Source organism: Rhizobium zaerense, assembly GCF_051810725.1.
Lineage (GTDB): Bacteria > Pseudomonadota > Alphaproteobacteria > Rhizobiales > Rhizobiaceae > Rhizobium > Rhizobium leguminosarum_I.
Genome location: NZ_CM132690.1, coordinates 385633 through 411398 on the forward strand (window position 1 = coordinate 385633; position 25766 = coordinate 411398).

At 61.0% G+C, this 25766-nt stretch carries 24 protein-coding genes, 1 tRNA gene and 2 pseudogenes; 15 read left to right on the top strand and 12 right to left on the bottom strand.

Going from position 1 to position 25766, the window contains the following annotated elements; all coding sequences use genetic code 11:
• Window positions 1–95 precede the first annotated feature (95 nt).
• From infB to ACS4RR_RS02010, 7 genes and pseudogenes are all read left to right on the top strand, one after another.
• A pseudogene (gene infB, locus ACS4RR_RS01980) lies at window positions 96–2832 on the top strand (translation initiation factor IF-2).
• Window positions 2833–2982: 150 nt separating this feature from the next.
• Window positions 2983–3387: a 30S ribosome-binding factor RbfA gene (gene rbfA / locus ACS4RR_RS01985; RefSeq protein WP_017966457.1), complete on the top strand. Its 405-nt coding sequence runs from the start codon at window positions 2983–2985 to the stop codon at window positions 3385–3387.
• Window positions 3388–3400: 13 nt separating this feature from the next.
• The gene (gene truB, locus ACS4RR_RS01990; protein WP_456189638.1) at window positions 3401–4333 is read left to right on the top strand and encodes a tRNA pseudouridine(55) synthase TruB; all 933 of its coding nucleotides are present in this window, start codon (window positions 3401–3403) and stop codon (window positions 4331–4333) included.
• 95 nt (window positions 4334–4428) lie between these two features.
• Window positions 4429–5280 (top strand): alpha/beta fold hydrolase, encoded by an 852-nt coding sequence (locus ACS4RR_RS01995; protein WP_170262725.1) that lies wholly within the window; start codon window positions 4429–4431, stop codon window positions 5278–5280.
• 153 nt (window positions 5281–5433) lie between these two features.
• Window positions 5434–5703: a 30S ribosomal protein S15 gene (rpsO, locus tag ACS4RR_RS02000; protein WP_003544317.1), complete on the top strand. Its 270-nt coding sequence runs from the start codon at window positions 5434–5436 to the stop codon at window positions 5701–5703.
• Between the two features lie 349 nt (window positions 5704–6052).
• Entirely contained in the window at window positions 6053–8191 is a 2139-nt protein-coding gene (gene pnp / locus ACS4RR_RS02005) for a polyribonucleotide nucleotidyltransferase (protein ID WP_026154380.1), read from the top strand.
• Between the two features lie 231 nt (window positions 8192–8422).
• Entirely contained in the window at window positions 8423–9439 is a 1017-nt protein-coding gene (locus tag ACS4RR_RS02010) for a class I SAM-dependent methyltransferase (protein WP_456189639.1), read from the top strand.
• Window positions 9440–9533: 94 nt separating this feature from the next.
• Here ACS4RR_RS02010 and fabI read toward each other — a convergent pair whose 3' ends face one another.
• The 3 genes from fabI to fabA are packed head-to-tail and all read right to left on the bottom strand — an operon-like array spanning window position 9534 to window position 12138.
• Complete coding sequence (gene fabI / locus ACS4RR_RS02015) at window positions 9534–10340, bottom strand: enoyl-ACP reductase FabI (RefSeq protein ID WP_162115592.1); 807 nt, start codon at window positions 10338–10340, stop codon at window positions 9534–9536.
• 4 nt (window positions 10341–10344) lie between these two features.
• Window positions 10345–11577 carry a beta-ketoacyl-ACP synthase I gene (gene fabB, locus ACS4RR_RS02020; RefSeq protein WP_170262723.1) on the bottom strand — a complete coding sequence of 411 codons (1233 nt, stop codon included), beginning with the start codon at window positions 11575–11577 and terminating at the stop codon, window positions 10345–10347.
• A gap of 45 nt (window positions 11578–11622) precedes the next feature.
• Window positions 11623–12138: a 3-hydroxyacyl-[acyl-carrier-protein] dehydratase FabA gene (gene fabA, locus ACS4RR_RS02025; RefSeq protein ID WP_170262722.1), complete on the bottom strand. Its 516-nt coding sequence runs from the start codon at window positions 12136–12138 to the stop codon at window positions 11623–11625.
• A gap of 301 nt (window positions 12139–12439) precedes the next feature.
• Between fabA and irrA the strand changes: the two genes are divergently transcribed.
• A complete protein-coding gene (irrA, locus tag ACS4RR_RS02030; RefSeq protein WP_012759643.1) occupies window positions 12440–12859 on the top strand; it encodes an iron response transcriptional regulator IrrA in 420 nt (139 codons plus the stop codon).
• Between the two features lie 10 nt (window positions 12860–12869).
• Here irrA and ACS4RR_RS02035 read toward each other — a convergent pair whose 3' ends face one another.
• Window positions 12870–13505 (bottom strand): trimeric intracellular cation channel family protein, encoded by a 636-nt coding sequence (locus ACS4RR_RS02035; protein WP_017966448.1) that lies wholly within the window; start codon window positions 13503–13505, stop codon window positions 12870–12872.
• Between the two features lie 284 nt (window positions 13506–13789).
• Between ACS4RR_RS02035 and ACS4RR_RS02040 the strand changes: the two genes are divergently transcribed.
• Window positions 13790–14263 carry a hypothetical protein gene (locus tag ACS4RR_RS02040; protein ID WP_017966447.1) on the top strand — a complete coding sequence of 158 codons (474 nt, stop codon included), beginning with the start codon at window positions 13790–13792 and terminating at the stop codon, window positions 14261–14263.
• A gap of 3 nt (window positions 14264–14266) precedes the next feature.
• On the opposite strand, the gene ACS4RR_RS02045 is transcribed toward ACS4RR_RS02040, so the two are convergent.
• Together ACS4RR_RS02045 and ACS4RR_RS02050 are read right to left on the bottom strand one after the other, a co-directional pair.
• Window positions 14267–15055, bottom strand: coding sequence for a YdcF family protein (locus ACS4RR_RS02045; RefSeq protein WP_456189640.1), 789 nt, complete (start codon window positions 15053–15055; stop codon window positions 14267–14269).
• A gap of 69 nt (window positions 15056–15124) precedes the next feature.
• Window positions 15125–15847 (bottom strand): YoaK family protein, encoded by a 723-nt coding sequence (locus ACS4RR_RS02050; protein WP_170262720.1) that lies wholly within the window; start codon window positions 15845–15847, stop codon window positions 15125–15127.
• 262 nt (window positions 15848–16109) lie between these two features.
• On the opposite strand from ACS4RR_RS02050, the pseudogene ACS4RR_RS02055 reads away from it, so the two are divergent.
• A pseudogene (locus ACS4RR_RS02055) lies at window positions 16110–16271 on the top strand (DUF2798 domain-containing protein); the annotation flags it as partial.
• Here the strand turns inward: ACS4RR_RS02055 and ACS4RR_RS02060 are convergent.
• The 3 genes from ACS4RR_RS02060 to ACS4RR_RS02070 form a co-directional block, all read right to left on the bottom strand.
• Window positions 16270–17535: an MgtC/SapB family protein gene (locus ACS4RR_RS02060; RefSeq protein ID WP_456189641.1), complete on the bottom strand. Its 1266-nt coding sequence runs from the start codon at window positions 17533–17535 to the stop codon at window positions 16270–16272. The pseudogene ACS4RR_RS02055 and the gene ACS4RR_RS02060 sit on opposite strands and share 2 nt — an antisense overlap.
• Before the next feature lie 84 nt (window positions 17536–17619).
• Window positions 17620–17976, bottom strand: coding sequence for an SPW repeat protein (locus ACS4RR_RS02065; RefSeq protein WP_017966442.1), 357 nt, complete (start codon window positions 17974–17976; stop codon window positions 17620–17622).
• Between the two features lie 119 nt (window positions 17977–18095).
• Window positions 18096–18527, bottom strand: a complete 432-nt coding sequence (locus ACS4RR_RS02070) for a DUF3775 domain-containing protein (RefSeq protein ID WP_017966441.1) — start codon at window positions 18525–18527, stop codon at window positions 18096–18098.
• Between the two features lie 203 nt (window positions 18528–18730).
• Here ACS4RR_RS02070 and ACS4RR_RS02075 point away from each other — a divergent pair, with 203 nt between their 5' ends.
• Window positions 18731–19714: a zinc-dependent alcohol dehydrogenase family protein gene (locus tag ACS4RR_RS02075; RefSeq protein WP_170262718.1), complete on the top strand. Its 984-nt coding sequence runs from the start codon at window positions 18731–18733 to the stop codon at window positions 19712–19714.
• Between the two features lie 186 nt (window positions 19715–19900).
• Here ACS4RR_RS02075 and ACS4RR_RS02080 read toward each other — a convergent pair whose 3' ends face one another.
• Window positions 19901–20251: a 3'(2'),5'-bisphosphate nucleotidase CysQ family protein gene (locus tag ACS4RR_RS02080; RefSeq protein WP_456189642.1), complete on the bottom strand. Its 351-nt coding sequence runs from the start codon at window positions 20249–20251 to the stop codon at window positions 19901–19903.
• A 109-nt stretch (window positions 20252–20360) separates the two neighbouring features.
• Between ACS4RR_RS02080 and ACS4RR_RS02085 the strand changes: the two genes are divergently transcribed.
• Together ACS4RR_RS02085 and ACS4RR_RS02090 are read left to right on the top strand one after the other, a co-directional pair.
• Window positions 20361–21947, top strand: a complete 1587-nt coding sequence (locus tag ACS4RR_RS02085) for a bifunctional aminoglycoside phosphotransferase/ATP-binding protein (RefSeq protein ID WP_456189643.1) — start codon at window positions 20361–20363, stop codon at window positions 21945–21947.
• A 252-nt stretch (window positions 21948–22199) separates the two neighbouring features.
• Window positions 22200–22532, top strand: a complete 333-nt coding sequence (locus ACS4RR_RS02090; RefSeq protein ID WP_456189644.1) for an ArsR/SmtB family transcription factor — start codon at window positions 22200–22202, stop codon at window positions 22530–22532.
• 154 nt (window positions 22533–22686) lie between these two features.
• Here the strand turns inward: ACS4RR_RS02090 and ACS4RR_RS02095 are convergent.
• Both ACS4RR_RS02095 and ACS4RR_RS02100 read right to left on the bottom strand, forming a co-directional pair.
• Window positions 22687–22762, bottom strand: a tRNA-Ala gene (locus ACS4RR_RS02095).
• 151 nt (window positions 22763–22913) lie between these two features.
• Window positions 22914–23297, bottom strand: coding sequence for a TIGR02300 family protein (locus ACS4RR_RS02100; RefSeq protein ID WP_129422251.1), 384 nt, complete (start codon window positions 23295–23297; stop codon window positions 22914–22916).
• 276 nt (window positions 23298–23573) lie between these two features.
• Here ACS4RR_RS02100 and aroA point away from each other — a divergent pair, with 276 nt between their 5' ends.
• Window positions 23574–24932 (top strand): 3-phosphoshikimate 1-carboxyvinyltransferase, encoded by a 1359-nt coding sequence (aroA, locus tag ACS4RR_RS02105; protein WP_456189645.1) that lies wholly within the window; start codon window positions 23574–23576, stop codon window positions 24930–24932.
• A 73-nt stretch (window positions 24933–25005) separates the two neighbouring features.
• Window positions 25006–25653, top strand: coding sequence for a (d)CMP kinase (gene cmk / locus ACS4RR_RS02110; protein ID WP_456189646.1), 648 nt, complete (start codon window positions 25006–25008; stop codon window positions 25651–25653).
• The last annotated feature ends 113 nt before the right edge of the window (window positions 25654–25766 follow it).

A 25766-nucleotide genomic window follows, 5' to 3' on the forward strand; every position in this document is an offset into this window, starting at 1 on the left:
CACCGGCATCGGCCGGTCCCATTCTCATTGATCGACAGTATTGAACGACAGGGTCTGATCTAGTCATCGCTCCCTGTCCGAAGGAACGGGAACGAATGACCGATAGTAACGACGACAAGACAATCAGCGTAGCGGGCAAAAAGACACTCACCCTGAAACCATCGGGGATGAGCCAGGGTACCGTTCGCCAGGATATGGGTCGAGGCCGCACCAAGGCGGTCGTCGTCGAGACCCGTAAGCGGCGCCCGATGCGCCCGGAAGATGAAAAGCCGATCACACCCGTCGCTCCGGCGGCCCCCGTCCGCGCAGCCGAACCGGCGCCCGCACCCGTGCAGGCACGTCCGCAGCAGCCGGCCGGCTCCGCGGGTTCAGCAGGGCAACAACAACCAGACGAACCAGCGTCCGCAGCCGCCGCGCCAGAACGATCGTCCGCGCCCGGTGGTGCTGAACCATCTGTCGCCGGAAGAGATGGACGCCCGCCGCCGCGCGCTTGCCGACTCCCAGGCGCGTGACGCCCAGGATGCGATCCGCCGCGCCGAGGAAGAAAAGCGCCGTGCCGCCGAAGAGGTTGTCCGCAAGGCAGCCGAAGCGGAGGAAGCTGCCCGCCGGGCTGCTGAAGAGGCTATCCGGCAGGCTGAAGCACCCACTGTTGCCGAACCGGCAGCCGCAGAACCGGCTCCGGCCGAAGCACGCTCCGACGCGCCACGGCCGCAGCAGCCCGCATCGTCGGCACCGGCCGCACGCCGGCCCGATGCGGCTGGAGCACCTGTTGCCCGTCCGGCACCCGGCGCTGCCGTCCCCGGCGCCGTTCGCGGCCGTCGCGACGAAAAGGAAGAAGACGATCGTGGCGCAGCGCGCAGCGGCCCGGTCCGTGGCCGCGTCGTGCGCCCGGAACCGGCAAAGCCGGTCACGACTCGTCCGAAGACGGATGAAGAGCGCCGTCGCGGCAAGTTGACGATCACCACCGCCAACGTCGATGGCGAGGACAATGCCCGCGGTCGTTCGCTCTCCGCGATGCGTCGCCGGCAGGAGAAGTTCCGCCGCGGTCAGATGCAGGAAACCCGCGAGAAGATCTCCCGCGAAGTGGTTCTGCCCGAGACCATCACCATTCAGGAACTGTCGCAGCGCATGTCCGAACGCGCCGTCGACGTCATCAAGTACCTGATGAAGGAAGGCCAGATGATGAAGCCGGGCGACGTCATCGACGCCGACCTTGCCGAACTCATCGCCGGCGAATTCGGCCATACGGTCAGGCGCGTGTCGGAATCCGACGTCGAACTCGGCATCTTCAACGTGTCCGACGACGATGGCGAACTGGTTTCGCGCCCGCCCGTCGTTACCATCATGGGCCATGTCGACCACGGCAAGACCTCGCTGCTCGACGCCATCCGCCATGCCAACGTGGTCTCCGGCGAAGCCGGCGGCATCACCCAGCATATCGGTGCCTACCAGGTGGAGCAGAACGGCCAGAAGATCACCTTCATCGATACGCCCGGCCACGCCGCCTTCACGGCAATGCGTGCCCGCGGTGCGCAGGCGACCGACATCGCGATCCTGGTCGTCGCAGCCGACGACAGCGTGATGCCGCAGACGATCGAATCGATCAACCACGCCAAGGCGGCCGGTGTTCCGATCATCGTGGCGATCAACAAGGTCGACAAGCACGAGGCCGATCCGCAGAAGGTCCGCAACCAGCTGCTGCAGCACGAAGTCTTCGTGGAATCCATGGGCGGCGAAGTGCTTGACGTCGAGGTTTCGGCCAAGACCGGCAAGAACCTCGACAAGCTGCTCGAGGCGATCCTCCTGCAGGCGGAAATTCTCGATCTCAAGGCCAATGCGAACCGGACCGCGGAAGGCACTGTCATCGAAGCCCAACTCGATCGTGGCCGTGGTTCGGTCGCGACCGTGCTCGTCCAGAAGGGCACACTGCGTCCGGGCCAGATCATCGTCGCCGGCGACGTCTGGGGCCGCGTGCGCGCTCTCGTTACCGACAAGGGTGACCATGTGAAGGAGGCTGGTCCGGCAACGCCGGTCGAGGTTCTCGGTCTGTCCGGCACGCCGCAGGCCGGCGACAAGTTCGCCGTCGTCGAAAGCGAAAGCCGCGCCCGCGAAATCTCGGAATATCGTCAGCGTCTGGCCCGCGACAAGGCGGCCGCCCGCCAGTCGGGACAGCGCGGTTCGCTGGAACAGATGATGATGCAGCGCCAGAGCGTCGGCATCAAGGAGTTCCCGCTGGTCATCAAGGGTGACGTGCAGGGCTCGATCGAAGCGATTGCCGGCGCACTGGAGAAGCTCGGCACCGACGAGGTTCGCGCCCGCATCGTCCATTCGGGCGCCGGCGGCATCACCGAGTCGGATATCTCGCTCGCCGAAGCCTCGAACGCGGCCATCATCGGCTTCAACGTTCGTGCGAATACGCAGGCACGCCAGTTCGCCGAGCGCGAAGGCATCGAAATCCGCTACTACAACATCATCTACGACCTCGTGGATGACGTGAAGGCAGCGATGTCGGGTCTCTTGTCTCCGGAACGGCGCGAAACCTTCATCGGCAACGCCGAGATCCTCGAGGTGTTCAACATCACCAAGGTCGGCAAGGTCGCAGGCTGCCGTGTCGTCGAAGGCAAAGTCGAACGTGGTGCAGGCGTCCGCCTCATCCGCAACGACGTTGTCGTTCACGAAGGCAAGCTCAAGACGCTCAAGCGCTTCAAGGACGAAGTGTCCGAAGTGCCGATGGGTCAGGAATGCGGCATGGCCTTCGAAAACTACGAAGACATGCGCGCCGGCGACGTCATCGAGTGCTTCCGCGTCGAGCATATCACGCGCACGCTCTAAACTGCTGCGCCTGAACTTTTTCGAACGCCATCCGCCAGCCGGCGGATGGCGTTCGAGCAACTGGCGACTTGACCTTTTCGACCAAAAGAGTCATGGACGCTCTTCTTTGACGGGTTCGATTCCCAGCCGCATCGGCAAATAGAGACAACAATGACCAGAGCAACTTCTTCCGCGCCTTCGCAGCGCATGCTGCGCGTTGGCGAACAGGTTCGCGCCGCTATCACCCAGGTGCTGCAGCGCGGCGAGGTGCGCGACGACGTCATCGAGGCGACCGTGATCTCGATCTCGGAAGTGCGCATGTCGCCGGACCTCAAGATCGCCACCGCCTATGTGACGCCGCTCGGCGTTTCAGATCACAGCATCGTCATCGAAGCATTGAACCGCAATGCGAGGTTTATCCGCGGCCGGCTCGGGCAGCAGCTTCGGCAGATGAAATACATGCCGGAGGTGCGCTTCCGCGACGATACGAGCTTCGACAATTACAAGAAGATCGACGAGCTGCTGCGTTCGCCCGAGGTGAGCCGCGACCTCGACGGCGACAATGACGAACAATAAACAGAAGAGACGCATGTCCAAACCACGCAAACCCAAGGGCCGGCCGATTTCCGGCTGGCTGATCCTCGACAAGCCGGTGGATTTCGGCTCGACGGAAGCCGTTTCCAAGATCAAGTGGCTCTATAAGGCTGAGAAGGTCGGTCACGCCGGCACGCTCGATCCGCTCGCCTCCGGCATGCTGCCGATCGCGCTCGGCGACGCGACGAAGACCGTTCCCTACGTGATGGACGGCCGCAAGATCTATGAGTTCACGGTGAGCTGGGGCGAGCAGCGGGCGACCGACGATCTCGAGGGTGAAGTGACTGAGAGCTCGGACAAGCGCCCGAGCGAACAGCAGATCCGCGATATTCTGCCTGGATATATCGGCACCATCAGCCAGGTGCCGCCGCAGTTTTCCGCGATCAAGATAGCGGGTGAACGTGCCTATGATCTGGCGCGCGAAGGCGAGACCGTCGAAATCCCCTCGCGTGAGGTCGATATCTTCCGGCTGACTTTGCTTGCCTGTCCGGACGCCAATAGCGCGCATTTCGAAGTGGAATGCGGCAAGGGCACCTATGTCAGGGCGCTGGCGCGCGATTTCGGCCGAGAGCTCGGCTGCTACGGCCATGTGTCCGGGCTGCGGCGCACCTTCGTCGCCCCTTTCGCGGAAGAGGCCATGGTGCCGCTCGCAGATCTCGTGGCACTGGAGGCGATCGAGGACATGGACGAGCGGCTGGCGGCCCTCGACGCGCTGCTGATCGACACCTGCGAGGCGCTTTCGTCCCTGCCCCATCTCGTCATCAACGACGACCAGGCGCACCGGCTGAAGATGGGCAACCCGATCCTGGTGCGTGGCCGCGATGCGCCGATTGCCGAAAGCGAAGCCTATGCGACGGCCCGCGGCAGGCTGATCGCGATCGGCGAGATCGGCCAGGGCGAGTTTCGCCCGAAGCGGGTTTTCGCCTGAACCTGTTTGGGTTTGTGACAACGACAGAGATTGTCAGCCGCCAGCAATGAGATATTTTCCCTGTCGGGCCATGGCGGCCCGACAGGGGGAACACTATGCGCGGAAATGTTATCGCAATCCTGACGTTCTTTTCGATGTTGCTTGCCGCCGCCGACGCTCAATCCGCCGAGCGCTGGGCCGAGCTTCCGGCCTTTCCTTCGATGCCGGTGGCAAAGACGAGCGGCATGGCCGATGTGAACGACATCAATATGTATTACGCCGAATATGGCGAAGGCGAACCGATTCTCTTCATCCATGGCGGTCTTGGAAATGCAGACGTCTGGGGTCACCAGGTCGCCGATTTTGCGAGGGATCATCGGGTCATCGTTGCCGACAGCCGCGGACATGGGCGCTCGACGCGCAGCCAGCAGCCCTTCGGTTACGACCTGATGACGTCTGACTACGTCGCGCTTCTCGATTATCTGAAGATCGACAAGGTGACGCTTGTGGGATGGTCGGACGGCGGCATCATCGGCATCGACATGGCGATGAAACATCCGGAGAAGCTGACGCGCGTCATTGCCCAGGCGGCCAACGTCACGACCGACGGCGTCAAGGCTGACGTCTTGAACAACAAGACCTTCAACGACTACATCAACGTCGCTGGCGAATATTACAGGAAGCTGTCGCCGACGCCGAACGAATACGACGCCTTCGTCACCCAGATCTCCGAGATGTGGGCGACCCAGCCGGCCTGGACGGCGGCGGATCTTGGAAAGATCTCGGTGCCGGTCACGCTTGCCATCGGCGACCATGATGAGGCGGTAAAGCTCGACCATACGGAGATGATGGCGAAAGTCATTCCGGGCGCCAAGCTGGTGATCCTGAAAGACGCCAGCCATTTCGCCATGTTGCAGGATCCCATGGGTTACGATGCGATGATCCGGGACGCCATGGCGGGCCGCTGAAAACCGCTGCAGGAGCTCCCCTCTTTCCATCGCGGCTCATTTGGTTTATAGGCAGCGCCAGCGTCAGGTTTGCCTGCTCGCATTCACGGCCAAAGCTGGACGACATCCCGGCTTTTGGCGACTTTATCTCCTCCTCTTAGAAAGGATCACCCGATGTCGATCACTGCTGAGCGCAAGTCTGCGCTGATCAAGGAATATGCGACCGTTGAAGGCGATACCGGTTCTCCGGAAGTCCAGGTCGCGATCCTGACCGAACGCATCAACAACCTGACCGAACACTTCAAGGACCACAAGAAGGATAACCATTCCCGCCGTGGCCTGCTGACGATGGTTTCGAGCCGCCGCTCGCTTCTTGATTATCTCAAGAAGAAGGATGAAGGCCGCTATTCCAAGCTGATCACCAGCCTGGGTATCCGCCGCTAAGATTGTCCGGCGGGCGCTTTCCAAGCGCCCGCCGGATGTGTTTCGGGACGACGTTCCCGATGAAATGTTCCAGCCGCGCCCTATCTTCTAAGCGGTGGAAAGACCGGCAGACCCGGATGGGCCGGATCTGCCAAACCAACCGTTGACCTGTCATGGGGCAGGATTGCCGGATGCTTTCGGCCAAGGCTTGTCAACGAGCTTTGGCCCGGTTTCTCAGGAATGCCTGAGGAAACCGAGGATGAAAAGCCTCCCGTTGTCTTGCCCGTGATACGTCACATTGATTGCGGTCGACTGTGCGCTGCGCCTTGATATCGGCGATGGCGCGTGCTCCCGCATTGAAGGACAAGACATGTTTGATACACACACAGTCGAAATCGAGTGGGCCGGCCGCCCGCTGAAGCTCGAAACCGGCAAGATCGCCCGTCAGGCCGACGGCGCGGTTCTCGCCACCTACGGCGAAACCGTCGTCCTCGCCACCGTCGTCTCGGCCAAGGCGCCGAAGGCCGGCCAGGACTTCTTTCCGCTCACCGTCAACTACCAGGAAAAGACCTATGCGGCCGGCAAGATTCCCGGCGGCTATTTCAAGCGCGAAGGCCGTCCGAGCGAAAAGGAAACCCTGGTTTCCCGCCTGATCGACCGCCCGATCCGCCCGCTCTTCCCGGAAGGCTACAAGAACGACACGCAGGTCGTCGTTACCGTTATCCAGCATGACCTCGAAAACGACCCGGACATCTTGTCGATGGTCGCGACCTCGGCTGCGCTGACGCTCTCCGGCGTTCCCTTCATGGGCCCGGTCGGCGGTGCACGCGTCGGTTACATCAACGGCGAATACGTTCTTAACCCGCATCTCGACGAGATGGACGAATCGAGCCTCGACCTCGTCGTCGCCGGCACCTACGACGCCGTGCTGATGGTGGAATCCGAAGCCAAGGAACTCAACGAAGACGTCATGCTTGGCGCCGTCATGTTCGGCCACAGGGGCTTCCAGCCGGTTCTCGATGCGATCATCAAGCTCGCCGAAGTGGCCGCCAAGGAGCCGCGCGACTTCCAGCCGGCAGACTACTCCGCTCTCGAAACCGAGATGCTCGGCCTTGCCGAAGGTGAACTTCGCGAAGCCTACAAGATCACCCAGAAGGCCGACCGCTACGCCGCCGTCGACGCCGTCAAGGCGAAGGTGAAGGCACACTTCCTCCCCGAGGAAGGCGAAGCCCGGTACACGGCCGAAGAAGTCGGCGCGATCTTCAAGCATCTGCAGGCGAAGATCGTCCGCTGGAACATCCTCGACACCAAGAGCCGTATCGACGGCCGCAACCTCGAAACCGTCCGTCCGATCGTTTCAGAAGTCGGTCTTCTGCCGCGCACCCACGGTTCGGCGCTGTTCACCCGCGGCGAAACCCAGGCGATCGTCGTTGCGACCCTCGGCACCGGCGAAGACGAGCAGTATGTCGACAGCCTGACGGGCATGTACAAGGAGCGCTTTCTGCTCCATTACAACTTCCCTCCCTACTCGGTTGGTGAAACCGGCCGCATGGGCTCCCCGGGTCGCCGCGAAATCGGCCACGGCAAGCTCGCATGGCGCGCGATCCGTCCGATGCTGCCGACCGTTGAGCAGTTCCCCTACACGCTGCGCGTCGTCTCCGAGATCACCGAGTCGAATGGCTCGTCCTCGATGGCGACCGTCTGCGGTACCTCACTCGCTCTGATGGACGCCGGCGTTCCGCTGGCAAAGCCGGTTGCCGGTATCGCCATGGGTCTGATCCTGGAAGGCGATCGCTTCGCTGTCCTTTCCGACATTCTCGGTGACGAAGACCACCTCGGCGACATGGACTTCAAGGTCGCCGGTACCGCCGACGGCATCACCTCGCTGCAGATGGACATCAAGATCACCGGTATCACCGAAGAGATCATGAAGGTCGCCCTTGGCCAGGCCCAGGGCGGTCGCGTCCACATCCTCGGTGAAATGTCCAAGGCCATCACCGAAAGCCGCGGCCAGCTCGGCGAATTCGCTCCGCGCATCGAAGTCATGAACATCCCGGTCGACAAGATCCGTGAAGTCATCGGCTCCGGCGGCAAGGTCATTCGCGAAATCGTCGAAAAGACCGGCGCGAAGATCAACATCGAAGACGACGGCACCGTCAAGATCGCCTCGTCCTCCGGCAAAGAGATCGAAGCGGCCCGCAAGTGGATCCACTCGATCGTCGCCGAACCTGAGATCGGCCAGATCTACGAAGGCACGGTCGTCAAGACCGCCGACTTCGGCGCCTTCGTCAACTTCTTCGGCGCCCGCGACGGTCTTGTCCACATCTCGCAGCTCGCTTCCGAGCGTGTTGCCAAGACCCAGGACGTCGTCAAGGAAGGCGACAAGGTCTGGGTCAAGCTGCTCGGCTTCGACGAACGCGGCAAGGTTCGCCTGTCGATGAAGGTCGTAGACCAGGCCACCGGCCAGGAAATTGCGAACGAGAAGAAGAAGGAAGAAGCGGCCGAATAAGCCGCCTTCCAGATTCAAGACCGGGCGCGGGAATGCTTCCGCGCCCTTTTTGTATCCTAAAGCGCGGCGCGATCTTTCAGATCGCAGATTCAAAGTGATAGAGCGTCCTTAGCGCGTCTGAAAAGACGCGTGGCGCTCTAGCCGCACTTCAGGCCTTTGGTTTTGCGCATGTCGTGCTCGCAAAACCGCTGAACACTTTTGCGCGACATGCTTTGAAGACGAGACGAGACCATGAGCAGCGAGACGCTGAAGACCCTGTTCCATCCCTTTGCCAGCGGCACAGTCGCGGCGCCCGGCGAAGGCGAGCGCGTGCTCTTCCTCGGCGCCGAGGCAGGCTTTGCGCTGCCGGAAGGCTTTGCCGCCTCGCTCAGCGCCGTCCAGGGCTTCCGGCCGCTCTACCGGCAGCTGCTGGCGCAGCGGATCGAAGCGAAGCCGGAGATCGACGGCGAGGACTACGATGCGGCTCTAGTGCTCTGCACCAAGCACAAGGGCGAGAACGAGGCCAATCTCGCCGCCGCTATCGCCCGCACGCGGCTCGGCGGCCTGATCGTCGTTGCCGGCGCCAAGGAAGACGGCATCCAGCCGTTGCGCAAGCGGATGGAAGGTTTCAATCTCGCAGTCGACCATATGCCGAAATATCACGGCGTTGCCTTCTGGTTCGGCCGGACGGCGGATGCAGACGAGATCATTTCCAAGCTGGCAAAGGCGCCGGTACGCGTCGACGGCCGCTTCAATGCAACCGCCGGCATGTTCTCGCATGACCGCATCGATGCCGGATCGGAGCTGCTCGCCTCGCGCCTGCCTGGGGATTTCACCGGCGACGTGGCGGATTTCGGCGCCGGCTGGGGCTATCTTTCCGTCGAGGTGGCGCAGAAGTCGCGTGGACTGACCCGCCTCGACCTCTACGAGGCCGATCACGCGGCTCTGGAGGCTGCCAAGGGTAATCTGGCCAAGAACTGCCCGAACGCGCCTGCACGCTTCTTCTGGCACGATCTGGCGGGCGAGCCGGTCAAGGACAAATACGACCTCGTCATCATGAACCCGCCCTTCCATGAGGGCCACGCAGCCGAGCCGGCGCTCGGCCAGGCAATGATCAAGACTGCCGCATCCGCCCTTCGCGGCGGCGGCCGCCTGATGCTCGTCGCCAATCGCGGCCTGCCCTACGAGCCGGTTCTGGCGGCGAATTTCAGGGAAAGCGGCGAAACCTGCCGTAACGCACGCTTCAAGGTTCTCTGGGCGAAGAAATAGGCTTACGCGGCTTCGACGCCGATCCTATCATCGAACAACAAAAAGGCCGTGCGCATCATCTGCGCACGGCCTTTGAGTTTCAATCGAATAGCGTTTACTCGATGTCAGCCCTGCGCAGCGTTTCCAGTGTCGGCATCGAGGTGACGTTGAAGCCGGCGTCGACGAAGTGGATTTCGCCGGTGACGCCGGAGGAAAGGTCGGAGAGCAGGTAGAGAGCCGAGCTGCCGACCTGATCGATGGTGACGGCCTTGCGCAGCGGCGCATTGCGCTGGTTCCAGGAGAGGATCGCGCGTGCATCGGAGATGCCGGCGCCGGCAAGCGTGCGGATCGGGCCGGCGGAAATGGCATTGACGCGGATGCCGCGCGGGCCGTAGTCGGCGGCGAGATAGCGCACCGAAGCCTCGAGCGCTGCCTTGGCAACCCCCATGACGTTGTAGTTCGGGATGACGCGCGTCGAGCCATTGTAGGTCAGCGTCAGCATCGAACCACCATCTTCCATCAACGGAGCGCAGCGCTTGGCGATCTCGGTGAAGGAGAAACAGGAAATGACCATGGTCCGGCTGAAATTCTCACGCGTCGTATCGGCGTAGAGACCCTTCAGCTCGTTCTTGTCGGAAAAGCCGATGGCATGAACGATGAAATCGAGCTTGCCCCAGCGCTCGCTTATCGCGTCGACCACGGCATCGACCGAGGCGACGTCCTCGACGTCGCAGGGCAGGACGAAATCCGAGCCGACCTCGGCAGCAAGCGGCCTGACGCGCTTGCCGAGCGCATCGCCCTGATAGGTGAAGGCGAGTTCCGCACCCTGTGCGGCGAGAGCTTTTGAAATCCCCCAGGCGATCGAGTGGTTGTTGGCGACGCCCATGACGAGCCCGCGCTTACCCTGCATGATTCCCGTCATATTATTATCCGTTATAGCGCTGGAAGACCAGCGTGGCGTTGGTTCCGCCGAAGCCAAAGGAATTGGAGAGGGCAATGTCGATCTTCGCGTCGTCGATGCGCTTGCGCACAATCGGGACACCTTCGAATTCGGGATCGAGCTCGGTGATATGGGCGCTTTCGCCGATGAAGCCTTGCTGCATCATCAGCAGGGAATAGATCGATTCCTGCACGCCGGCAGCGCCAAGCGAATGGCCGGTCAGCGACTTAGTCGACTGGATATGCGGGATCTTCGAGCCGAATACCTCACGGATCGCACCGATTTCCTTGCTGTCGCCGACCGGCGTCGATGTGCCGTGGGTGTTGACATAATCGACATCGCCTTTGACGGTGGCGAGCGCCTGGCGCATGCAGCGGATAGCGCCTTCGCCCGACGGAGCGACCATGTCGTAGCCGTCCGAGGTTGCGCCGTAGCCGACGATCTCGGCATAGATCTTGGCACCGCGGGCCTTGGCGCGCTCCAGTTCCTCGAGCACCAGCACGCCGGCGCCGCCGGCGATGACGAAACCGTCGCGGTTGACGTCATAGGCGCGCGAGGCGCTGTCCGGTGTGTCGTTATATTTGGAGGACATGGCGCCCATGGCGTCGAAGAGGTTGGACATCGTCCAGTCGAGATCCTCGTGGCCGCCGGCGAACATCACGTCCTGCTTGCCCCACTGGATCATCTCGGCGGCGTTGCCGATGCAATGCGCCGAGGTCGAGCAGGCCGACGAGATCGAATAATTGACGCCGTGGATCTTGAACCAGGTGGCGAGCGTGGCCGATGCGGTCGAGGACATCGCCTTCGGCACGGCGAAGGGGCCGATGCGCTTCGGGCTGTTGTTCTTCACGGTGATCTCGGCAGCTTCGATCAGGGTGCGGGTGGACGGACCGCCGGAGCCCATGATGATGCCGGTACGCTCGTTCTGAGCGTAGTCTTTCTCTTCCAGGCCGGAATCGGCAAGTGCCTGTTTCATGGCCACATGGTTCCAGGCGCCGCCCTGCGACAGGAAACGCATGGCGCGGCGGTCGACCAGTTCGGCAAGTTCCGCCGAACCGAGCTTCGGACTGCCCCAGACCTGGCACTTGAACCCGTGTTCGGCGAAATCGCTCGAAAAGGAGATACCCGACTTTGCCAGCCGCAAGGATTCGGTGACTTCGGCCGCGTCGTTTCCGATCGAGGACACGACACCCAGACCCGTGACAACTACCCGTCTCATCTGATCAAACCTTTGTTGTTTTCGTCAGCCGCTCGAAATGCGGTTTCAGGCCGTCTTGTCTTTCGATAGACCGACGCGAAGGTCGGCCGCCTGGTATATGGTCTCGCCGTCCGCCTTTAGCCAGCCGTCGGCCGTGCCGAGGACCAGACGGCCGCGCATGACACGCTTGAAGTCGATGCCATATTCGATCAGCTTCGTCTGCGGCCGGACCATGCCCTTGAATTTCACTTCGCCTGTTGAAAGCGCCATGCCGCGGCCTTGCTCGCCGAGCCAACCCAGATAAAAACCGGTCAGCTGCCACATGCCGTCGAGACCGAGGCAGCCCGGCATGATCGGATTGCCTTCGAAATGACAGGGAAAATACCAGTCGTCGGGGCGCACGTCATATTCCGCCCGGAGGTAGCCCTTATCGAAGGTGCCACCCGTTTCGGAAATCTCCGTTATGCGGTGAACCATCAGCATGGGCGGCAGGGGCAGCTGCGCATTGCCGGGGCCGAACAGCTCGCCGTGCGCGCAAGCGATGAGTTCGTCATACGAGAAGCTGGACTGTCTGGTCGTCATGAAGTTTCTTTTTCCCCCCGCGTCAAGCCGATGGATGTGAACGTGTAGTCCAGGTTCTTCAGAAAATGAAGCACAAGCAAGGCAGCTTCATTCATCGCCCCGGACCAGGCTTGCACCATTATTTGGTGGTCGCATACAGGAAGGCTAGAGCCGGGACCAGACCTATTTGCGTCAAAAGCCCGTTTTTGCCGCGTTTATCAGGCTCCCGTCGCCATTGAACTATTGAAAGGCTCCGATGCAAAAGTTATACCGCTTAAAGAAACATGATTGCTTTATGCCAGAATAACCGGAGTTGGTTTTGATGACGGGTGCGCTCCCGATCGCAATAGAGGTAAGGCTGCGCGGTGCGGGCCTGCGCCCCACCCGCCAGCGCGTCGCCCTCGGCGACCTCCTGTTTGCCAAGGGCGACCGGCATTTGACCGTCGAGGAACTGCATGAAGAGGCGGTTGCCGCCGGCGTGCCGGTGTCCTTGGCAACGGTCTACAACACGCTGCACCAGTTCACGGAAGCCGGTCTCATCCGCGTTCTCGCCGTCGAGAGCGCCAAGACCTATTTCGACACCAATATTTCAGACCATCACCATTTCTTCGTCGAAGGCGAGAACGAGGTTCTCGACATTCCCGTCAGCAACCTGACGATCGCCAATCTGCCGGAACCACCCGAAGGCATGGAGATCGCCCATGTCGACGTGGTGATCCGCCTGCGGGCAAAGCAGGGCTGACGATCCCGCTTCACATGACATCGTCGGGGTGCCGGCCAGGCTGATGCTTGTAGGTCGGGAAGGTCCAGCCGAACCACAGGGCTCCGCCGCGCACGGCAAAGGCTGCGACAACGCCGCAGGCCGACGCCAGATAGAGCTGCATTCCCAGCGCATTCGCGGCGGTAAACACGCCGGCGCCAATGAGTGCGGCGGTGACATAGATTTCCGGCCTCAACAGCACGGAGGGCTCGTTTGCCATCAGATCGCGCAGGATGCCGCCGAAAGTCGCCGTCAGCGTGCCGGTGACGATCGCAATTGTGGGCGAACCGGTGGCGGCGAGGCCCTTGGCAGCGCCGAGCACGCAATAGGCGGCCAGGCCGATCGCATCGAGCCAGATCAGCAGTCGATAGCGCGATTCCAGCAGGTGGGCGGTGAAGAAAACGATGATCCCCATGATACAGCAGACGAGGATATAGGCGGGGTTCAGCACCCAGAAGACCGGCACGCGGCCGAGCACGATGTCGCGCACGGTACCGCCGCCCGTTCCCGTCACCATGGCGAAAAACAAAAAGCCGATCAGGTCCAGTTGCTTGCGCGAGGCGGCGAGCGCGCCTGTCGCGGCAAACAGCGCGATGCCGGCATAATCGAGATAGACGAGCAGAGACATGCGAGCCCCGGGACCGGCGGAAAGTCAGAGCATGATGCCGAAAAGTGTGAGCGGTTTTCGGACGACATCATGCTCTTACTCTTGAATTGAGAACAGGATTCAGATTTTAGGCCAACTAGGCCTAAAATCATCCTGTTCTCGGGAATCAATCACGGCGGCAAGGGCGGCGCAAGGCGGCGCGGCCATAAAGCTGATGTCTTTGATTTAATGCATGTCGTTGTCCCAAAACCGCTGCACAGTTTTGGGCGACATGCATTGGGAGCCTTTATCCAAAGAGGAAAGCCGTGAAAACGCTGGTGCTCGCCGTTCTGAATATCGTCCTGCTGCTTGCCATGCCGGCCGTCGCCCTCAGTCAGCAATCGCTGATATCCGACCCTGAGATCTACGAGAAGAAACATTTCCAGCAGCAGTGCAAGACGGCCGAATTTGCCGACGGCTTCATCATCCGGCAGGACATCAACAATGACGGCCTGATTGATGCGGTGGTCAACGAGGGCCAGTTGACCTGCGACGGGCAGAAGGGGCCGCAATGCAATGACGACGGCTGTACCTATAATTTCTACCTGCAGGTTGCCGAAGGCGGTTATTTCATGATCGCAACGGCACAGATCTATGGCTACGATTTCGTCCAGCGCTTCGGCAACATGGTGCTGGCGATGAAGATGCATCCGCGCTTCTGCGACCGCACCGAAGGTGATCCCTGCACCGTGACGGCACGCGTCCGCGGCACGAAATTCGTCACCATCTCGAAGAAATAGCTCTCAGCTCGGATAGAGTTCGGACGTCCGGCCGGCGAGGTAATATCCCACCAGGCCGTACCATTCGCGGATCGCCGTCGCCATGTTCTGCGCATTGAGGCTCGGCTGGGTGAAATCAAACCCAGGCCTCACCTGGCCGTCGGTGCGATAATCGGTCGGCCAGGGCACGATATCGATGCCGAGCTTGCGGAAGATGCCGACGGATCGCGGCATGTGAAAACCCGAGGTGATCAGCAGGCAAGTGGAAAGGCCCTGGCTTGCCAGGAATTTCTTGGTATTGACGGCGTTTTCGAAGGTCGTTCGCGATTGCCTCTCTTCGATCAGGCGATCCCTGCCAACGCCGAAGAGCGGGAAGAAACGCTCGGAGGCGGCCGCATCGCCTTCATAGATGCCTGAGATGGAGCCATCGCCGCCCGATACCAGGATACGTGACTGCGGAAATTTCTGCGCGAGCCGCAAGGCTTCGACAAAGCGATCGGCTCCGTCGTTGAATTCTATGCCGTGGCGCGCCGTGTTCACCTCGTTTTCGAAGCCGCCGCCGAGCACGATCATGCATTGCACGCTATCAGGATCGGCAGCGGGCTTGGCGAAGCGCTCCTCGAGGCCCTGCATCAAGAGGTTTCCGGTGGTGGTGTAAAGCGTCACGAAAAGGATGAGGGCCGAACCAGCTGCGCCGAGAATACTTAGGGTACGCCAGCGCAGGAGGCCGGCAATCAGGGCAAGCAAGATGAGGAAGAATGCCAGCGACAGCGGCTGAGCGAAAATCCAGACAAGCTTCGAAAACAGGAACAAGACCTACTCCTTTGAGGATAAACGGCGGTCCTTCCTATCCGATTCGACGGTAACAGGAATGCGACGGTTTTATTTCGCGTGCGTGATGGCCGATCCGCTCGGCGCGATCTTCTGATTGAAGCGCCGCTGAAGCGGCCGCGGGATGAGCATTGCGACCAGTGAAAGCATCATGGCGAAGAGGGAGACCAGCCACAGCGCATGCGCTCCGGTCAGTCGCGTCAGGACGGCGCCGACGATCGCGCCAAGCACCATGCCGCCCCAGGGCACGATCTGGATCGTCCATTCGACACGACGATCGCCGATGATCCAGCGGCCGATGCCGCGGCCGAAGCGCGACAGAGCGCCGGTCACATAGGTCAGGCCGATCGGCAGGCCTTCGATGTGCTCGATTGCGGCGTTCACCATGCCCATGGAAAAAACGATCATGTAGAACCGCACGAACAGCATGTTCTGCACTGTCATCACCGAGGCGAGCGCCAGAACCAGGGCGACGCAGCCAAGCACCACAAAAATGCGGCGCTGCGAAACATGGGAGATGACGATACCTGCCGCATTGCCAAGCACGAAGACGATGATGGCAGAGATCAGGACAGCCGCGTGATAAAGATTGCCCTCGCTCAAGGCGAGTGCGGCACGCGTCGTATTGCCTGTCATGAAGGAAACGAAATCGCCGGTGAGCAGAAGACCGGTCGCATCGGTCATGCCGGCCAGAAACGAAATCGAGCCGACGAGGGCGAGCCCGGTCAGGGTTCGGCGGGTACGGATGATGCGGCGTCGTCTTGATCTGGTCATTGGCTGAAGGTCCCGGAGCCGAATCGCTGAGATTCCAGCAACAAGCATACATCCTCGCATTGAGGAATTGGCAAAGGCGATCGGAAGGGGGTGGGCGATTTGAACGGCAAGAGACATTTTCGGCCATAGAGGCAGCGTTGCTTCAGATCGAAGCTCCGTAAGCGTTTACGTCAATCAACGCGCTGCGCAATTGTCTGATCGGCACCTTAGGGAGATCAAAAGGCCCAAAGGCAAACTCCCCAAACGTTACAATACGATCGTCATGTCACTCATCCTCTCGCTGCTGATGACATCCGTCGTCTCGGCGATCCGCATCGTGAGGGCACAGGGCCTGACCGCGCCTGCACTTGCCATGTGGCCCTCCACATGGGCGCTCTCCTGGGCGATCGGCTTTCCCGTGCTGCTGTTGGTTCTGCCAGTGGTCACGCCAGAACCAAGCCGGCAATTCCGGCAAAAGTCGCGACAATGCCGGCGATCGCGAAACGAACTGCATAGGCGATGCTCCCCATGCTTGCTGCAAGAACAGCTTTCGCAAGCAGATTGGCGAACGCGGCGACCGCTATGGCGCGAGCGGCCGCATCCGCCGGCACCTGGACGGATGACAATTTAGCCACGGCAAGTGTAATCGCATCGAGATCGCCCAGTCCCGTGATGAACGCAAGGGCGAGCAGCGACTGGTTTCCGAAGACGTTCAGGGTCACGCGCGTCAGGACTATCACGATGGCGAGAACAAGCGCGAAACGCAGCACAACCATCACCTCAAGCGGGTTTCGCGGCAAGAAATCAGTGCTGTCATCCGGGCGCCGCCACAATGCGGCGAGGCCGCCTGCCATGGCGAAGATCACAGCAGCTGGAGCGAGCGATGGAACCAGTTCCTTGAAAACAGCCGGTGCAACGACGCCGCAAATCAAAAGCACCCGGGCGAGGGAAACGGCGCCCGCCAGCATCGCTCCCGCTGAAAGCAATGGTGAGAGGGCAGGCATCTGTGTCGACTGGCGGGCAAAGGAAAGCGTCAAGGCCGTCGACGAGACAATGCCGCCGCTTGCCCCGGTCAGCAGGATGCCGGCGCGGGCGCCGCTGAGCCTGATCAGGATATAACCGGCAAAGGAAACAGTTCCCACCAGGATCGTCAGCATCCAAAGCTCGAAGGGGTTGATCGCCTGCCAGGGGTCAACCGGCTGATTGGGAAGGATCGGGAGGATGACCACCGTCATCGTCAGGAGGATCAGGGCGGCCCTGAGCTCGAGCCAAGTCAATTGACGAAGAAATCCATGCAATGGTTCGCGCGCGGCGAGGAGCGCTGTTATTGCAACAGCGCTTGCCGCCGTTGCCGTCATATCCGTAACGACTGCGCCGAAGCCCAGCGCGAAGACCGTTATTGCCGCAATGGCACCGGTTGCGCTGTAGTCTTTGTCATGTGTTGCCTGCATGCGGCTGAAAAGGAGAATTGTGACGCAAAAGGAAGCAAAGATGGCCGTCGGCAGAATTGGCCCCGTCACGGGCTGCAGGAAGCCGCAGAAGCCGCCCAGGAAACTGGACAGGCCATAGGTGCGGATCCCCGCTACCCTTTTGCCCGACGCGGCCTCACGATCCTGCCAGCCGCGCTCGATGCCGACCAGAATACCAATCGCAAGCGCGAGACTGAGGCGCTGGAAGGCTTCTTCGGTCGTTACCAATGACGTGATCATCCGATGGGTCCAGACGTTGCCGGCCCATCCAATCGTGAAGGCACCTGCGCCGTATATGTCATTTCGTCATCCGCAAGCCGTCGTTCAGCGGCGTTCAGATAGGTTTGCTCCGCGAAGTGCCCATACGCCGAGAACAACGAGGAGAATGCCTGAGATGAAAGCATTCCAAACGAGGAGCGGCTCTTGAACGTACTGGAGGATCCATGGCGAGGCGACAAGCCAGACACCGATCAGAAGATTGACCCATTCTTCCCAAAAACGGTACGATGCCAGAGCAGCCAAGCCTAGGATAGCGATAGCGGTTCCGCAGACAAGGAAATTCCAGGCGGCCGACCCCATAGGCATGGAGTCCGGACTAAATCTTCCGAATACCCAAGGAGAACTGATGAGCCATATTCCCACGATAAAGGCGATGTGGTCTTGCCAACGGCGACGGTTCATTGCTGATCTCCTTGCTCTCCAAGAGCCATTCACAGTCATGCAGCTCAGTTCATGGCGTCGGATCGACATTCCTTGCAGCTGAGGAAATTCCCTGGCTGCCGCTTTGGACACCGGCGATATCAGAGCCGGCCCAGCGCGTCGTCCGTGGACGCCTCTCCGAACTGGTCGAGCGCCTCTTCGAGATAATCCGGCAGAAGGGGCAGACCGAGAAGATAAGCCGCCGTGCGCGTATTGTGCGCATCGGCAGCCAGGCTGCGCAGTTCATCCCAATCATCGACATTCCCATCGCCTCGGCCGAGCCATGCCAAGGCGACCAGGTCGATCTGTTCGTCTTCGTTGAGAGCCCAGATTGCACTCCTGAGCTCCGTCTCGACGGGATCGTCGTCATGGTCCTCCAGCACTTCGATCATCCCGTCGTCACTCGGATTCGAGCCCGGATCGGGTTCAGTGACAACATCCTTGACGTCGAACTGCTTGCCCTTGAGGATGAGAAAGCGGACGGTCTCCGGCGAAATGCTCGGCCTCCATGCCTCGTTCACAGCGTCATTCATGAAGTGGCCTCCGCGCACGTTATTTCATTTGAACTATACCACGATGTGACATGGAATGCCGATGCATTGAGAAGGATCAATCTGGGCCGTCGTCACGTAACGAAAACGGCAAACGAGAATGGGCAGGACGTATCCTTGACGCGCGTTCATGCCGATTGACGCGTTTTCAAAAGGGTGCCGGTTTGCGAGGTGAGGAGAAGCTGATGCAAGCAATGATTTTGGAAAGGATCGCGACCCCCTTGCGTCTGGTAGAGCGCGCTAATCCCGTGCCTGGAACGGGCCAGTTGACGTTGAGGATCGAAGCTTGCGCCGTCTGCAGGACGGATCTTCACGTCTGTGACGGCGACCTTCCGAACCCGAAGCTTCCACTCGTTCCCGGCCATGAGATCGTCGGCATCGTCGAGGCCGTTGGGGAAGGTGTCGCGCCATCACGCATAGGGCAAAGGGTTGGTGTGCCCTGGCTCGGCCACACATGCGGCTGCTGCTCGTTCTGCCGCACCGGAGATGAAAATCTCTGCGACCAGCCGCAATTTACCGGATATACGCGCGACGGAGGTTTTGCCACCCATGTGGTTGCCGACGCAGATTATGCATTTGCACTTGACGGCGAGGCCGATCCGGTCGCTCTTGCGCCGCTGCTATGCGCGGGTCTCATTGGCTGGCGTTCGCTGAAAAAGGCTGGTGACGGTGCCCGGATCGGGCTTTACGGATTCGGTGCAGCCGCCCATATCATCGCGCAAATATGCCGCTGGCAGGGCCGTCAGGTCTATGCTTTCTCACGCACCGGCGATCAGGCAGCGCAACGCTTCGCGCTCAGCCTTGGCGCTTCGTGGGCGGGAAGCTCGGATGAACCTTCGCCCGTCATGCTCGACGCGGCAATCATCTTCGCTCCGGTCGGCGAACTCGTGCCGGCAGCGCTGAAGGCGGTGCGCAAGGGCGGCAGGGTCGTCTGCGGAGGCATCCACATGAGTGACCTTCCGGCTATGCCCTATGCGCTGATTTGGGGGGAGAGAAGCGTTGTTTCGGTCGCAAATCTCACGCGCAAGGATGCGGAGGAATTCTTCCCCATCGCCCGCCAGGCAGGCATCAGAACCCATACGATTGTCTATCCGCTTACCGAAGCCAATAGGGCGCTTGACGACTTGCGTGCCGGCCGATTGAGTGGAGCGGCCGTCTTGAAGCCTTGAGCCACGGGCCTATTGCTGGGGCGTTGCAGCGCGACCAGGAGCGCTTCGGTCCGGGGATCGAGATGAGAGCGGCTGACAAGCGCGATCGGATGACGCCGTGGAGCGGAAGGGCGGGGCAGGCTGCGGCGCTGACTGCCGGCTGTTTGCTCGAATGCAAGTCCGGCGCCGTAGGAGAAGAAAAGCCGGTCACGGGCGGGTGCATAGGGCGATATTGACAGCAAACTCGTCTCGGCCTTTTATGAATTCCTTCGTGCCGTCGAGCGGATCGATTACGAGAGCGGAATCTGAGTCCTTGCGGGCCTCGAAGACATGGCTGTCTTCTTCGCCGAGGGCAGGCATTGCCGGAAAGACCGCCAGGCATGCTGCGCGCAGGATGTCATTGCTGGCAAGATCGGCGGCGGTGACGGGTGAACCGTCCTGTTTGGCTCTTACCGCAACGTCGTCGTCCTGCAACGCGAGCGCGGCATCGCCGGCTTTCCGGATCACCGCGATCAGCGCTTCGACAAGCTGCCTTCTCGAAGACAGGTTGATTTTCACCCCCGCGACCCCGGGTCTCGCTTTCGTTCTGAGATGTGGCGGCGGTCCGAGCATTGATACGGGTCAATGTATTGTCGCGGAGGCAGGGCGATGCTTTCGATAGTGCGGCATGTCAGCTGAAAGTTTGCAGATGATCACGGAAGACCAGTCGGCAACCGTTTCCTTTCTCAACGACGCATTGCCCCAGGATGGGCAGCCGGTCGAAGTGCTCGAGACGCATATCTCGCGCATTTTTCTTGCCGGGGACCGCGCCTACAAGATGAAGCGCGCCGTGAAGCTGCCCTATGCCGATTTCTCCTCGGCGGAGAAAAGGCTGGCGACATGCCGGAAAGAGGTGGAATTGAACGCGCCCACGGCGCCCGGCATCTATCTCGGAGTCAGGACGATCACGCTGGAAAAGGACGGTGGCCTTGCGCTTGATGGTCAAGGGACCCTGCATGATGCTCTGGTGGAAATGCGGCGTTTCGATCAGTCGCTGCTACTCGATCATATCGCCACCTCCGGCGGATTGACGTCGTCGATGATGACATCCCTTGCAAGGGCGATCGTCGGCTTTCATCGTCTCGCGCCGGTCATGAGTGCCAACGGCGGGGCGGCGAGCATGGCTGCGGTGCTGAAGGTCAATAAGGCCGGCTTTGCGACTAGCCATATCTTTTCCGCCAAGGAGATCGAGGAACTGACCGGGGCCTTCGAGAGGCACCTCGCGCGGCTCGCCCAACTCCTGGACCGGCGGGGGCTGGCCGGCAAGGTCCGGCGTTGCCATGGCGACTTGCATCTCCGCAATATATTCTTGCTTGATGGCGAACCATGCCTGTTCGATTGCATCGAGTTCAACGATCAGATTGCCACCACCGACATTCTCTACGACCTAGCCTTCCTGCTGATGGATCTCTGGCATCGAGGGCATCCCGAGTTCGCGAACCTCGTGATGAACCGTTATCTCGACGAGACGGACGAGGACGACGGTTTTGCAGCACTGCCGTTCTTCATTGCCGTACGCGCTGCCGTGCGGGCTCATGTGATCGCCACTCAGGCGGAGGATGCAGGTGATCGTGCGGCGATGTTGACCGATGAGGCGCGCTCCTATTTCCAGCTCGCCCGGTCTCTCCTGCATCAGGTGCCGGGACAACTCGTCGCGCTCGGCGGCCTCAGCGGATCGGGAAAGACGACGCTTGCAGAAGTGCTGGCGCCGCGGATCGGCCTCGCGCCGGGAGCACGTATCATCGAAAGCGACCGCATCCGCAAGGCAATGCACGGCGTTCCGGCAGAGACGAGGCTGCCGAAGGCCGCGTACCGGCCAGAGGTCTCGGCAAAGGTCTATCAGGAGATGGCCTGGCGCGCCCGTCTCATCCTTGCGGAAGGCAGTTCGGCGGTGGCCGATGCGGTTTTCGACAAGCCGGTCCACCGGCGGATGATCGAGGAAGCGGCGGAAGAAGGCCACCATCCCTTTTCGGCCTTCTGGCTCGAAGCCGATCCGGCACTGCTGTGGCAGCGCGTTGCGGCACGGGTTGGCAGCCCCTCCGACGCGACGGTCGATATCCTGGCGCAGCAGTTCGCGCATGAGACGGGCGCCATCGCATGGCCGCGCCTCGACGCCACGCAGCCCGCCGAAAGGCTCGCCGAGGAGATCATGCTGCGCACTAAGGCAAAAGTCATCGAGCCCGTCCCCTGTCAGCCGGCAGACCGCTCGTCCTGAGCCGCATCAGCCGTCCGCTGGCGCGACCGCATGATGCCGTCAGGCGAAATGACTGGCATAGTCAAGCTGAAGCCAACGCCCTGCTTTCGTCGCCGGACGATTACGGATCGAACAGCGTTCCGTTTTCACCACGGGCCGTGCTGACCTTCAGCGCGTTTGTGACGCGGCCTTCTCACCATGCGATTTGCGTTAGGTCAATGAGCAAATCTCGCCCGCCGCTAATGTACATTTCGTGTTCAGAGGAGGCACGCCATGATCGTAAATGACCGTGAGCTGGCGGACTATTTTTCCGCGCTCGCCAACGTCAGCCGTTTAGCCGTGCTGCGCACGCTGGCCAAGGGTGAGATCTCAGCCACGGAACTCGCCACAAGTGTCGGGCTCAGCCAGTCGGCGCTATCGCACCATCTGAACGTGCTGAAACGTCAGCAGGTCGTCAAGGCGCGCCGCGAAGCTCAGACAATCTATTATTCGCTCGCCAGCCATCGAAGCGAGAAAGCCGTCTCTCTTCTCAACGGCATATTGTTTCCCGACGGACTCCAGTTGTCGATGTTCGGCTTCTCAGACTTTAGCCCCGAGGTCGCGTGAAGATCGCGATCGGCCGGAGCATCGATCCTGCCAAAGGCAGCCAGCCGCAGCCTACTGTTAGATCCAAGGTTTTTATTGTCCGGTCCACTCTGATGAATGGAACGAAGCCCTACAGGCCGAGCTTTACATGGAAGACCTGGTTGGCTAACGAGTTTGGTGGAGCTAAGCGGGATCGAACCGCTGACCTCTTGCATGCCATGCAAGCGCTCTCCCAGCTGAGCTATAGCCCCATCAAGGTGGTCCGGCTCATGGCCGGTCCTGGGATACTCGTAAGGCACGTGCCCTGCGGAGTGGCGGCTTATTACTTCCGGTTTCCGGAGATAGCAAGCCTAAAAAAATGCGGCCCGGAGAATTTTTTCCTCGCCGGGCCGAAATGCGGTCTCAGACTTCGTCTTCGTCGCCGGTCACGCCGATGATATCGCTCATGTCGTCATCATCGTCATCTTCGTCGGGGGTGAGGAAGGTATCGTCGTCGTCATCGCCTTCGATTTCGACATCGTCATCGCCGATATCGGGGATGTCGTCGCCGGCGGCGGCGTCATCGGCGTCTTCCAGCGAAACCAGTTCGACTTCGGTGTTTTCAGTATCGACTTCCGCGACCTCGTCTTCCTCGGCAACCTCGGCGATCGCCGAGGTTTCTTCGAAGAAGGACAGAGGGTAGGACTTGCCGGTATAAGGAGAAACGATCGGATCCCGGTTCAGATCATAAAACTTCTTGCCGGTTTCCGGATCGGTACGCTTGGTTCCAAGTTCCGCTTTCGCCACTATAAGCCTCGTGTGAATAGCCGAATATGAGATTCGGCAGATGCCGTTCAAGCCGGCGTTCCATCGGAATTTATAAGCCGGTCCCCTTAATCGCTGTGGCTTCGCATGTCAAAGCCAAACTTTGCGATCCGAGCGCCGGGATTTTGGCAAGCCGACGGATGACCGCCCGGCGCGTTTATGTTAACGAGCCGCAACAGCTGCAGAAGCGGACCGGAATTGCGACCGGCCAAGCCTGCCTTGCGGCAAGAATAGACTGCGTTTGCAAAGGATTAAGCCATGCCGAACGGCTCTGCGCCCAGGCCCGCCACCGCCCGCAAATCCGCCGGTCTCAAGGGCAGCGTCCGCATTCCGGGCGACAAGTCGATCTCGCATCGTTCCTTCATGTTTGGCGGGCTCGCTTCCGGCGAAACGCGGATCACCGGCCTGCTCGAGGGTGAGGACGTGATCAATACCGGCCGGGCAATGCAGGCGATGGGCGCCAGGATCCGCAAGGAGGGCGCGCAGTGGGTGATCGACGGCACCGGCAATGGGCCGCTGCTTGCGCCTGACGCGCCGCTCGATTTTGGCAATGCTGGCACCGGCGTGCGACTGACCATGGGTCTCGTCGGCACCTACGACTTTCACTCCACCTTCACAGGCGACGCCTCGCTTTCGAAACGGCCGATGGGCCGTGTGCTCGCTCCGCTGCGCGAAATGGGCGTGCAGGTCAGCGCCTCCCACGGCGACAGGCTGCCGGTGACGCTCAGGGGCTCGGGAACGCCGAGCCCGATCCGCTATCGGGTGCCGATGGCCTCCGCCCAGGTGAAATCGGCCGTGCTGCTTGCCGGCCTCAATACGCCTGGAGTCACCACGGTCATCGAGCCGGTGATGACGCGCGACCATACCGAAAAGATGCTGCAGGGCTTTGGTGCCGCCCTTTCCGTCGAGACGGACGGGGATGGCGTCCGCACAATCCGGCTCGAAGGCCGCGGCAAGCTTAAGGGCCAGGTGATCGACATTCCCGGCGACCCCTCCTCCACCGCCTTCCCGCTGGTTGCGGCGCTGATTGTTCCCGGCTCCGACATCACCATTGTCAACGTGCTGATGAACCCGACCCGCACGGGGCTGATCCTGACGCTGCAGGAAATGGGGGCCGATATCGAGGTGGTGAATGCACGTCTTGCCGGCGGCGAGGACGTGGCGGATCTGCGCGTGCGCCATTCCGAGCTCAGGGGCGTCAGCGTTCCCGAAGGTCGGGCGCCGTCGATGATCGACGAATATCCTATTCTGGCCATCGCTGCCTGTTTCGCCGAGGGCGCGACGGTCATGAAGGGGCTGGAGGAACTGCGCGTCAAGGAGTCCGACCGCCTTTCCGCCGTCGCCGACGGGCTGAAGCTGAATGGCGTCGACTGCGACGAGGGCAAGGATTTTCTCATCGTGCGCGGCCGGCCAGACGGCAGGGGCATCGGCAACGCTGCCGGCGGCCAAGTCCGGACGCATCTCGACCATCGCATTGCCATGAGTTTCCTTGTCCTGGGGCTTGCCTCGGAGCATGCTGTGACGATCGACGACGCGGCGATGATCGCGACCAGCTTTCCGGAATTCATGCAGCTGATGACCGGCCTTGGAGCGAAGATCGAGCTGGTGGCGGAATGATGTGCCGGCTGCCGCATTTCCGCAAAGACGAACTCATTAATCGTTACCACGCACTGCCGCAGGGACTGATTTGATGACAAACGAGACTTTCATCATCGCCATCGATGGCCCGGCGGCAGCCGGCAAGGGCACGCTCTCGCGCCTCATCGCAGAGCGCTACGGATATCACCATCTCGATACCGGCCTGACCTATCGCGCCACGGCCAAGGCGCTGATCGATGCCGGCCTGCCGCTCGACGACGAGGCGGTAGCGGAAAAGATCGCAAGAGAGGTTGAACTCGCTGGGTTGGATCGTGATATACTTTCCACACATGAGATCGGCGAAGCCGCATCGAAGATTGCCGTCATGCCGGCGGTGCGCCGGGCGCTGGTCGAGGCGCAGCGGCGGTTTTCGACGAAAGCGCCGGGAACGGTGCTCGATGGGCGCGATATCGGCACGGTCGTCTGCCCGGATGCGGCGGTGAAATTCTATGTAACGGCGTCGCCGGAAGTCCGTGCAAGACGCCGTTATGACGAGATCCTCGGCAAAGGCCTGACGGCGGATTTCGATGCGATCTTCGAGGACGTCAAGCGGCGCGACGAACGTGACATGGGACGGGCCGACAGCCCTTTGAAACCAGCTGATGATGCGCACTTGCTTGATACGTCGGAAATGAGTATAGAAGCCGCGTTTCAAGCTGCTCAATCGATCATCGATGCGGTCTTGAGCCGAAATGCCTAAATTCAAGCGATTTTGCGTGCTCTGAGCATGGATCGCTTCTCATACAGCAAGCCTGAAATTCCGTCCAAGCGCCGGATTGCCTTCGTAAGAGGGCGGACTGGGTTCAGGCCCGT

Bases quoted from the DNA above. Each gene is read 5' to 3' on its own strand.
- rbfA (WP_017966457.1), top strand. From the start codon at position 2,983: ATGACCAGAGCAACTTCTTCCGCGCCTTCGCAGCGCATGCTGCGCGTT.
- truB (WP_456189638.1), top strand. From the start codon at position 3,401: ATGTCCAAACCACGCAAACCCAAGGGCCGGCCGATTTCCGGCTGGCTG.
- ACS4RR_RS01995 (WP_170262725.1), top strand. From the start codon at position 4,429: ATGCGCGGAAATGTTATCGCAATCCTGACGTTCTTTTCGATGTTGCTT.
- rpsO (WP_003544317.1), top strand. From the start codon at position 5,434: ATGTCGATCACTGCTGAGCGCAAGTCTGCGCTGATCAAGGAATATGCG.
- pnp (WP_026154380.1), top strand. From the start codon at position 6,053: ATGTTTGATACACACACAGTCGAAATCGAGTGGGCCGGCCGCCCGCTG.
- ACS4RR_RS02010 (WP_456189639.1), top strand. From the start codon at position 8,423: ATGAGCAGCGAGACGCTGAAGACCCTGTTCCATCCCTTTGCCAGCGGC.
- fabI (WP_162115592.1), bottom strand. From the start codon at position 10,340: ATGACGGGAATCATGCAGGGTAAGCGCGGGCTCGTCATGGGCGTCGCC.
- fabB (WP_170262723.1), bottom strand. From the start codon at position 11,577: ATGAGACGGGTAGTTGTCACGGGTCTGGGTGTCGTGTCCTCGATCGGA.
- fabA (WP_170262722.1), bottom strand. From the start codon at position 12,138: ATGACGACCAGACAGTCCAGCTTCTCGTATGACGAACTCATCGCTTGC.
- irrA (WP_012759643.1), top strand. From the start codon at position 12,440: ATGACGGGTGCGCTCCCGATCGCAATAGAGGTAAGGCTGCGCGGTGCG.
- ACS4RR_RS02035 (WP_017966448.1), bottom strand. From the start codon at position 13,505: ATGTCTCTGCTCGTCTATCTCGATTATGCCGGCATCGCGCTGTTTGCC.
- ACS4RR_RS02050 (WP_170262720.1), bottom strand. From the start codon at position 15,847: ATGACCAGATCAAGACGACGCCGCATCATCCGTACCCGCCGAACCCTG.
- ACS4RR_RS02060 (WP_456189641.1), bottom strand. From the start codon at position 17,535: ATGATCACGTCATTGGTAACGACCGAAGAAGCCTTCCAGCGCCTCAGT.
- ACS4RR_RS02065 (WP_017966442.1), bottom strand. From the start codon at position 17,976: ATGAACCGTCGCCGTTGGCAAGACCACATCGCCTTTATCGTGGGAATA.
- ACS4RR_RS02070 (WP_017966441.1), bottom strand. From the start codon at position 18,527: ATGAATGACGCTGTGAACGAGGCATGGAGGCCGAGCATTTCGCCGGAG.
- ACS4RR_RS02075 (WP_170262718.1), top strand. From the start codon at position 18,731: ATGCAAGCAATGATTTTGGAAAGGATCGCGACCCCCTTGCGTCTGGTA.
- ACS4RR_RS02085 (WP_456189643.1), top strand. From the start codon at position 20,361: ATGTCAGCTGAAAGTTTGCAGATGATCACGGAAGACCAGTCGGCAACC.
- ACS4RR_RS02090 (WP_456189644.1), top strand. From the start codon at position 22,200: ATGATCGTAAATGACCGTGAGCTGGCGGACTATTTTTCCGCGCTCGCC.
- aroA (WP_456189645.1), top strand. From the start codon at position 23,574: ATGCCGAACGGCTCTGCGCCCAGGCCCGCCACCGCCCGCAAATCCGCC.
- cmk (WP_456189646.1), top strand. From the start codon at position 25,006: ATGACAAACGAGACTTTCATCATCGCCATCGATGGCCCGGCGGCAGCC.